This is a genomic window from Streptomyces sp. STR69, from assembly GCF_024519455.1.
Classification (GTDB): Bacteria; Actinomycetota; Actinomycetes; order Streptomycetales; family Streptomycetaceae; genus Streptomyces.
On record NZ_JALJRY010000046.1, the window covers coordinates 35436 to 43760 of the forward strand.

Sequence of the window (8325 nt, forward strand, 5' to 3'; positions counted from 1 at the left end):
GTGGCGCGGCGACACCGCGCGCGCAGGGAGTACCGCCGGTAACGAGGACCGGGGTCGGCTGATCATGCCAGCCGTACCCTGCAGGACATACGCCGCGAAAGAGGACCATGGGGTTGATTGGCGAACATTAAATCAATGTGGTTTCGATAACACCGCACATGCGCATTTTCGCAGTTCAGGCGGGGTTTTCGTGGACCTGGTGTGAAGGTCGGGCGATCACGGTCGCCCCCGCCGCCGGACCCGTCGCCGTACGTACCGTCCGGCATGTTCCCGAGGCCGTCAGCGCCTCCGCCACCTTCACCGCCGACCCGGGGTCGCGGGCGAGGAACGCCGTCGTCGGGCCCGAGCCGGAGACCAGCGCGGCGAGGGCGCCCGCGGCGCGGCCCGCGGCGAGGGTGTCGGCGAGTTCCGGGAAGAGCGAAAGGGCCGCGGGCTGAAGGTCGTTGGAGACGGCGGCGGCCAGCGCGTCCGGGTCGCCCTTCGCGAGCGCGTCGAGGAGCGGCTGCGAGGCGACCGGCTCGGGGATGTCGGCCCCTTCCGCCAAGCGGTCGAACTCCCGGAAGACCGCCGGGGTGGAAAGTCCCCGCCCGGCCATCGCGAACACCCAGTGGAAGGTGCCTCCGGTCTCCAGTGCGGTGAGCTGCTCCCCGCGCCCTACCCCCAACGCCGCCCCGCCGACCAGGCTGAACGGCACATCGCTGCCCAACTCGGCGCAGATGTCGAGCAGTTCGGTCCGCGAGGCGCCCGTGCCCCACAGCGCGTCGCACGCCACCAGCGCGCCCGCGCCGTCCGCGCTGCCGCCCGCCATGCCGCCGGCGACGGGGATGTCCTTGGCGATGTGGATGTGCACGGCGGGGGTGCGGCCGTACCGCTCGGCGAGTGCCACGGCCGCCCGCGCCGCCAAGTTCGTACGGTCCAGGGGGACTTGGGCCGCGTCCGGGCCCGTGCAGGTGACGCGGAGCTCGTCGGCCGGGGTCACGGTGACCTCGTCGTACAGGCCGACCGCGAGGAAGACGTTGGCCAGGTCGTGGAAGCCGTCGGGGCGCGCGGCGCCGACTGCCAGTTGGACGTTGACCTTGGCGGGGACGCGGACCGTCACGCTCACTTACTCGGACTCCTTGGGTTCAGCCTTGTGTTCCGCCAGTTCGGGCTTGTGTTCCGCGATGCGTGCGAACTCCTCGACCGTCAGGGACTCGCCGCGCGCCTGTGGGGACACCCCGGCCGCGACGAGCGCCGTCTCGGCCGCCGCCGCCGAGCCCGCCCAGCCGGCGAGTGCGGCCCGCAGCGTCTTTCGGCGCTGCGCGAAGGCCGCGTCGACCACGGCGAAGACCTCGCGTCGGTCGGCGGTGGTCTTCGGCGGCTCCGCCCTGCGGGTGAGCGCCACGAGGCCGCTGTCCACGTTCGGTGCGGGCCAGAAGACGGTACGGCCGATGGAGCCGGCCCGCTTGACCTCGGCATACCAGTTCGCCTTCACGGACGGGACGCCGTACACCTTCGAACCGGGCGGCGCGGCCAGCCGGTCGGCGACCTCCGCCTGGACCATCACGAGGGTGCGCTCGATGGTCGGGAAGTGCTCCAGCATGTGGAGCAGGACCGGTACGGCCACGTTGTACGGGAGGTTGGCGACCAGTGCGGTGGGGGGTGGGCCGGGGAGTTCGGTCACCTGCATCGCGTCCGAGTGGACCAGCGCGAAGCGGTCCGCCCGCTCGGGCAAGCGGGCGGTGACCGTCGCGGGAAGCGCGCTCGCGAGGACGTCGTCGATCTCCACGGCGGTCACGTGGGCGGCTGCTTCGAGCAGGGCGAGGGTGAGTGAGCCGAGGCCCGGGCCTACCTCCACGACCACGTCGTCGGGGCGGACGTCCGCGGTGCGGACGATGCGGCGGACCGTGTTCGCGTCGATCACGAAGTTCTGGCCGCGCTGTTTGGTGGGGCGTACGCCCAGGACTGCGGCGAGTTCGCGGACTTCGGCGGGGCCTAGGAGGGCGTCGGGGTTGCTGCTCACGTACCTAGGTTACGGGGCGGTTCTTCGTCTGCCGGTCCGCTGTGGCTGGTCGCGCCCACGCAGCGGAGCTGCAAATCGACACAGCCCCGCGCCCCTGAAGGATGGGGGCTGCGCCCCCAGCCTCCGATCCATCAGCCGTGCAGCCTTGTCCCGCAGTGCGGCCACGGACTTGCGCCCCTGCGCACGTACAGCTTCTTCGCTCTGAACGTCTGTTCCTCTGCGCTCGCGTCCTGCGGGCGGCCGGAGCCGCCGAGGCTGTGCCAGGTGTGGGTGTCGAACTGGTAGAGGCCGCCGTAGGTGCCGGAGGGGTCTACCGCGCCGGGGCGGCCTCCGGACTCGCAGGTGGCCAGGCCGTGCCAGTTGAGTTGGTCGGCGCCCTGTACCGAGGTGGGCATCGGTTTGGTGCCGACCTTCACGAGTTGGGAACGGGGTTCCCGGACCAGTTCCTCGTCGATGCGGCGCGGTTTCTCCTTGACGCCGTTGACCGTGCGGAGGGCGAATGTGACGCGGCGCAGGCCCGGCCGGCCGGCCCGTTCGACCACCTCCGTGCCCTTGAAGAGGGTGGGGTCGTCGGTGCGTTCCACCTCGAAGGGGATCGCCTCCTCGTGGATCTCGCGGGTGCCGGTGACCCGCAGGACCGTGATCGTCTGGCCGTCGCGCGGGAAGTTCTCGGGCGGGACCGAGGTGGTGTCCTCGCCGTGCAGACCGATGCCGGCCTCCTGGACCGCCTCGCCGACCGTCGCCGCGTTGGTGCGGATCGTGCGGGCGCGGCCGTCGGCCATGATCGTGACGGTGCGTTCGGTGCGCACGTCGAGGGTGAGTCCGGCGCGGCCGATGGGCTGGGAGCGGGAGGTCGAGACGTAGGCGCCCTCCGCCCGTACGCCGAGTTGTTCGAGGGCGCCGTCGACCGTGCGGGCCGTCGTCCACACCTCGCGCCGCTGCCCGTCGATGGTGAGCCGCACGGGGCGGCCGTAGCGGACCGCGACCTCGTCACCGCTGGCGAGGTCCGCGTCCCGGCCGGGGGCCACCACGTCGTGCTCGCCGACCTCGACGCCCTGCTGGGCGAGGAGTTCGGTGACGTCGTCGGCGAAGGTGTGCAGGGTGCGCGGCTTGCCGTCGACGCTCAGCTCGATCGCCTTGTCCTTGGCGACGAACGCGGTGGTGCCGCCGGCGAGGAAGGCGACGACCAGGGCCTGCGGGACGAGTCGGCGCACGGTGGCGGCCGTGGAGCCGCCCGTGCGGTCGGCTCTTCGCCTGCGGTCCGCACGCCCGGGCGCCGCGCTCTGCGGCACGCTCACCGCCTGGCGCGGGAAGACCGGTTCGGGCGCCTCGTAGGCGGGCCGGTACGTGTCCTCGTACACCTGGGTCGCGTCGGTGTACTCGTCGTCGCGCACACCGCGGTCGTACGTCTCGTAGGTCTCGTAGTTGCTCACGCCGACACGCTCCAGAAGGCCAGAAGGGTCCGGATCGGGCCAACAGAACCTAGCGGAGCGACCGTCACTCTCCAAAGCGACGCGGCTACCCAGGGTTGTGTTCGAAAGGGGCGCCAGGCATCGGTGGGGCCTCAGTAGCCAAAGGCGCGGGCCGTGTTCGCCGCGAGTGCCGACGACAGGGCATCCTCGTCGATGCCCCGGACCTCCGCCATGGCGCGGACCGTGACCGGAATGAGATAGGGGGCGTTGGGCCGTCCGCGGTACGGGGCGGGCGTGAGGAAGGGGGCGTCGGTCTCCACGAGGACGAGCTCCAGGGGCGCCACGGCGAGCGCGTCCCGCAGGTTCCGGGCGTTCTTGAAGGTGACGGTGCCGGCGAACGACATGAAGTACCCGGCGCTCGCGCAGAGTTCGGCCATCTCGGCGTCACCGGAGTAGCAGTGGAAGACGGTCCGCTCAGGGGCGCCCTCTTCCTTGAGGACGCGCAGTACGTCGGCGTGGGCGTCGCGGTCGTGGATGACCAGGGCCTTGCCGTGCCGCTTGGCGATCTCGATGTGGGCGCGGAAGGAGAGTTCCTGCGCCGCCTTGCCCTCGGGTCCGGTGCGGAAGTAGTCGAGGCCGGTCTCGCCGACGCCCTTGACCTGCGAGAGCCCGGCCAGGCGATCGATCTCCGTCAGCGCCTCGTCCAGGGCCCCGTCACCGCCCGGCAGCCGCGCGCCCTGCCGGGACCACCCGTCGGGGTCGCCGTGGACGATGCGCGGGGCCTCGTTCGGGTGGAGGGCGACCGTCGCGTGGATCGCGTCGTGGCGGGCGGCCGTCTCGGCGGCCCAGCGGGAGCCCTTCACATCGCAGCCGACCTGCACGAGCGTCGTGACACCGACCGAGGCCGCCTTCGCGAGCGCCTCCTCCACCGTGCCGGACTGCATGTCGAGGTGGGTGTGGGAGTCGGCGACGGGCACCCGGAGGGGCTCCGGGAGCGGAGGCGCAGTCTTCTCGACAGTCTTGTCGCTGGAGGCAGGCATGCCCCGATCCTACGAAAGGGGCATGCCCACCCGGTCGCCGGAGGCGGTCAGCTCGCCTTGCGGTGGTGGTGGAACGGGTGCAGCAGGTCGGACAGGTGCCAGTGGTGCTCGACGGGCTCCTGCCCGGGGGCCGCGGACTCGTCCGTGGTGGCCGTGCCGTCCTCCGCCGCCGCTGCCGCTGCCGACCGCGGCCGGGGCGCCTGGTACTGCCGCTGCGCCGCGTCCCGTACCGACGACACCTGGCCCGCCCGCATGATGCGCACGACATGCCCGTCGCAGTTGTGGCACGCGGGGCGGCTCAGGGGCGACGGCACGACCTGGCCGTCCGCCACGTACATCACGAACTGGTGGCCGTCGGTGTCGACGTGGTGCTCTATCTCGTATGCCTGCTCCCAGCCGTGCCCGCACCGCATGCAGGCGAAGGAGTACGACTCGTTCACCACGGCGGTGGCAGCGCCCCGGAGGCCGGTCTGCCCTGCGATCTCACTCATGCCAGCTCCTGCTTGACTTCCGCTGGACAAGCGCCCCCGGCGAGGGGATTCCCCCCGGAATCCCGTTGGAGGCGAGGGACGGGTGCGTCCCTCAGTCCAGTGGACGCCTCCGGCAGGGCGAACGCACCAGTCCTGTCGACTGTTGGAGGCGATTTGGACTTTCCTTGTCGAATCGCCCCTGCGACCCGGTCGGGACTTTGCATTCGGCGACCGCGCTTTGCCCCGCCATGGGGCGCTCGCTCATGGGAGGAGCGCCCTGCTCAGAGGGGATCTCCGCGCAGCTCAGAGGGGATTTCGGGCAGGCTCAGAGGGGTTTTTGCGCGGTCTTGGCGGCCACCACGGCATCGAACACCTCGCGCTTGGGAACGCCTGCTTCGATCGCGACCGCGGCGATCGCTTCCTTTCGCCGCTCGCCCGCCTCCTCGCGCACCCGGACCCGCCGCACCAGTTCGTCGGCGTCGAGTTCCTCCGCCTGTTCCGGCGCCCCCTCCACCACGACGGTGATCTCGCCGCGCACGCCCTCCGCCGCCCATGCGGCCAGCTCGCCGACCGGGCCGCGCTTGATCTCCTCGTACGTCTTGGTCAGCTCCCGGCACACGGCGGCCCGCCGCTCGGCGCCGAACGCCTCCGCCATCGCGGCGAGGGTGTCGTCGAGCCGGTGCGGTGCCTCGAAGTAGACGAGGGTGCGCCGCTCACCGGCCACCTCCCGCAGCCGCGACAGCCGCTCGCCCGCCTTCCGCGGCAGGAACCCCTCGAAGCAGAACCGGTCCACCGGCAGCCCCGACAGCGCGAGCGCGGTGAGCACGGCCGACGGCCCCGGTACGGCGGTCACCTTGATGTCCTTCGCCACGGCGGCGGCGACCAGCCGGTACCCCGGGTCGGACACCGACGGCATCCCCGCGTCGGTCACCAGCAGCACCCGCGCCCCGCCCACCAGGGCCTCGACCAGCTCCGGGGTCCGCGCGGACTCGTTGCCCTCGAAGTACGACACGACCCGCCCCTTGGGCTGCACCCCGAGCGCCTGGGTCAGCCGGCGCAGCCGCCGGGTGTCCTCGGCGGCGACCACGTCGGCCCCGGCCAGCTCCTCCGCGAGCCGGGGAGGAGCGTCCTGCATGTCGCCGATGGGGGTGCCCGCCAAAACAAGGGTTCCAGTCACGTTCCCATCCTCGCAGGGCCGACAGATCCGGACGCATCCGGACCGAGACCACCCATGCACGGGACTCACACAGCGCTGTTCCCTACGATGGCGCGGTGACCAGTACCGCGTCCTCCACGGACACCCGGCAGGGCCAGGCCCCCCAAGAGCAGCGGCCGTCGTGGCAGCAGCGGCTGCGCCGTTTCGGCTACACGGCCGGGCCCAGAAGCGACGTACGGGACCGGCTGACGCCGCCGTACGCGGAGCCCAGCCCCCGGCTGTGGGCGACGCTCGGCTTCTCGCCGGGGCTCGTCGACCGGATCACCCGCTGGTCGGGCTGGGGCGGCCCGCTGCTGGTCACGCTGATGGCCGGCGTGATGCGCTTCTACCACCTGGGCAGTCCGAAGGCGGTGATATTCGACGAGACGTACTACGCCAAGGACGCGTGGGCGCTCGTCCACCGCGGCTTCGAGGTCAACTGGGACAAGAACGCCAACGACCTGATCCTGAAGACAGGCGGGCACGTCTCGATCCCGACGGACGCGGCCTACGTCGTGCATCCGCCGGTCGGCAAGTACGTCATCGGCATCGGCGAGCTGATCTTCGGCTTCAACCCCTTCGGCTGGCGCTTCATGACGGCGCTGCTCGGCACGCTGACCGTGCTGATGCTGTGCCGCATCGGCCGCCGCCTCTTCCGCTCCACCTTCCTGGGCTGTGTCGCCGGCGTCCTGATGTCACTGGACGGCCTGGCCTTCGTGATGGCCCGCACCTCACTGCTCGACGGCGTGCTGATGTTCTTCGTGGTGGCCGCGTTCGGCTGCCTGCTGATCGACAGGGACAAGGCCAGAGAGAAACTCGCGGCGGCACTGCCGGCCGACGCCTACGGCCGGGTCCGCCCCGACGCGCACACCGGCGACACCCTCTCCTTCGGCTGGCGCCCCTGGCGCTGGACGGCGGGCCTGCTGCTGGGCCTCGCGATCGGCACCAAGTGGAACGGCCTCTACATCACGGCCGCGTTCTTCGTGATGATGCTGATGTGGGACGTCGGCTCCCGCAAGGTCGCGGGTGCCCGCAACGCGTACGTGGCCGTCCTCAAGTACGACCTCGGGCTGGGCTTCCTGGCCACCATCCCGGTCGCCGTCGCCGTCTATCTGACCTCCTGGATCGGCTGGATCCTCTCCCCCGCCAACGGCACCGGCGGCTACTTCCGCAACTGGGCCGCGACCGACGGCAAGGGCGGCACCTGGAGCCACGTCCTGCCGGACTGGCTGCGCAGCCTGTGGCACTACGAGCACGAGGTCTACGAGTTCAACGTCGGCCTGCACTCGCCGCACACGTACATGTCCAACCCCTGGAGCTGGCTGGTCGACGGCCGCCCGGTCTCCTACTTCTACGAGTCCCCCTCACCCGGCGCGGACGGCTGCCCGGTGAACGCCGGCGACAAGTGCGCCCGCGAGGTCCTCGCCATCGGCACCCCGCTGCTGTGGTGGGCCGCCTGCTTCGCGATCCTCTACGTCCTGTGGCGCTGGGCGTTCCGCCGCGACTGGCGGGCGGGAGCAATCGCCTGCGGGGTCGCGGCCGGCTACCTCCCCTGGTTCCTGTACCAGGACCGCACGATCTTCTTCTTCTACTCGATCGTCTTCCTCCCGTTCCTGTGTTTGGCGGTCGCGATGCTGATCGGCGCGATGATCGGCCCACCGGGCTCCAGCGACACCCGCCGGGTCACGGGGGCGGTCGGTGCGGGGGTACTGGTCCTGCTGATCACGTGGAACTTCATCTACTTCTGGCCGCTGTATACGGGGACGTCGATTCCTATTGATCAGTGGCGGTCTCGGATGTGGCTGGATACGTGGGTGTAGGTGGGTGGGTGTAGGGAGGGGGCGCGGCAACTTGCCGCGCCCTCTTGGTCGTTGGCGGGGGTGGTTGGTCGCCTTTGGATGGGCGGAGGGCGGTTCGGCTCTGGGCGTCGGCAGGTTTGCGGCGGGCTGGGTGTAGCTGGTCTGACGATGGAGTTCGCGATTGCCAACGCATATCTCGGGGGGGCGCCTGGGGGATGTCCAGGACCTGAGGCGTATCAGCCACCGTTCGGCCGGGTGAGGCTGTCGAGCAGTCTTGCGGTGCGCAGGGTGTCGGGGTGGTCCTCACCCAGCACCCGCCGCCGCCGGGCCAAAGTGTCCTCACCCAGCTCCAACGCCTCCTCCACCCGACCCACCGCCCCCAGCTGAATCGCCAGGTTGTACGCGGA

General features: G+C 71.1%; 8 protein-coding genes. 1 reads left to right on the top strand and 7 read right to left on the bottom strand.

Going from position 1 to position 8325, the window contains the following annotated elements; genetic code table 11:
• Positions 1-175: 175 nt before the first annotated feature.
• From OC490_RS46340 to rsmI, 6 genes are all read right to left on the bottom strand, one after another.
• A complete protein-coding gene (locus OC490_RS46340; RefSeq protein ID WP_262064091.1) occupies positions 176-1105 on the bottom strand; it encodes a 4-(cytidine 5'-diphospho)-2-C-methyl-D-erythritol kinase in 930 nt (309 codons plus the stop codon).
• Positions 1106-2002: a 16S rRNA (adenine(1518)-N(6)/adenine(1519)-N(6))-dimethyltransferase RsmA gene (gene rsmA / locus OC490_RS46345; RefSeq protein ID WP_262064092.1), complete on the bottom strand. Its 897-nt coding sequence runs from the start codon at positions 2000-2002 to the stop codon at positions 1106-1108.
• Between the two features lie 131 nt (positions 2003-2133).
• A complete protein-coding gene (locus tag OC490_RS46350; RefSeq protein ID WP_262064093.1) occupies positions 2134-3435 on the bottom strand; it encodes a resuscitation-promoting factor in 1302 nt (433 codons plus the stop codon).
• A gap of 131 nt (positions 3436-3566) precedes the next feature.
• Complete coding sequence (locus tag OC490_RS46355) at positions 3567-4454, bottom strand: TatD family hydrolase (protein WP_262064094.1); 888 nt, start codon at positions 4452-4454, stop codon at positions 3567-3569.
• A 47-nt stretch (positions 4455-4501) separates the two neighbouring features.
• A complete protein-coding gene (locus OC490_RS46360; protein ID WP_262064095.1) occupies positions 4502-4945 on the bottom strand; it encodes a hypothetical protein in 444 nt (147 codons plus the stop codon).
• A 304-nt stretch (positions 4946-5249) separates the two neighbouring features.
• Entirely contained in the window at positions 5250-6101 is an 852-nt protein-coding gene (gene rsmI, locus OC490_RS46365) for a 16S rRNA (cytidine(1402)-2'-O)-methyltransferase (protein ID WP_262064096.1), read from the bottom strand.
• A gap of 95 nt (positions 6102-6196) precedes the next feature.
• On the opposite strand from rsmI, the gene OC490_RS46370 reads away from it, so the two are divergent.
• A complete protein-coding gene (locus OC490_RS46370) occupies positions 6197-7939 on the top strand; it encodes a dolichyl-phosphate-mannose--protein mannosyltransferase (RefSeq protein WP_262064097.1) in 1743 nt (580 codons plus the stop codon).
• A gap of 215 nt (positions 7940-8154) precedes the next feature.
• On the opposite strand, the gene OC490_RS49705 is transcribed toward OC490_RS46370, so the two are convergent.
• The gene (locus OC490_RS49705; RefSeq protein ID WP_410099268.1) at positions 8155-8292 is read right to left on the bottom strand and encodes a tetratricopeptide repeat protein; all 138 of its coding nucleotides are present in this window, start codon (positions 8290-8292) and stop codon (positions 8155-8157) included.
• Positions 8293-8325 lie beyond the last annotated feature (33 nt).

Bases quoted from the DNA above. Each gene is read 5' to 3' on its own strand.
- OC490_RS46355 (WP_262064094.1), bottom strand. From the start codon at position 4,454: ATGCCTGCCTCCAGCGACAAGACTGTCGAGAAGACTGCGCCTCCGCTC.
- OC490_RS46360 (WP_262064095.1), bottom strand. From the start codon at position 4,945: ATGAGTGAGATCGCAGGGCAGACCGGCCTCCGGGGCGCTGCCACCGCC.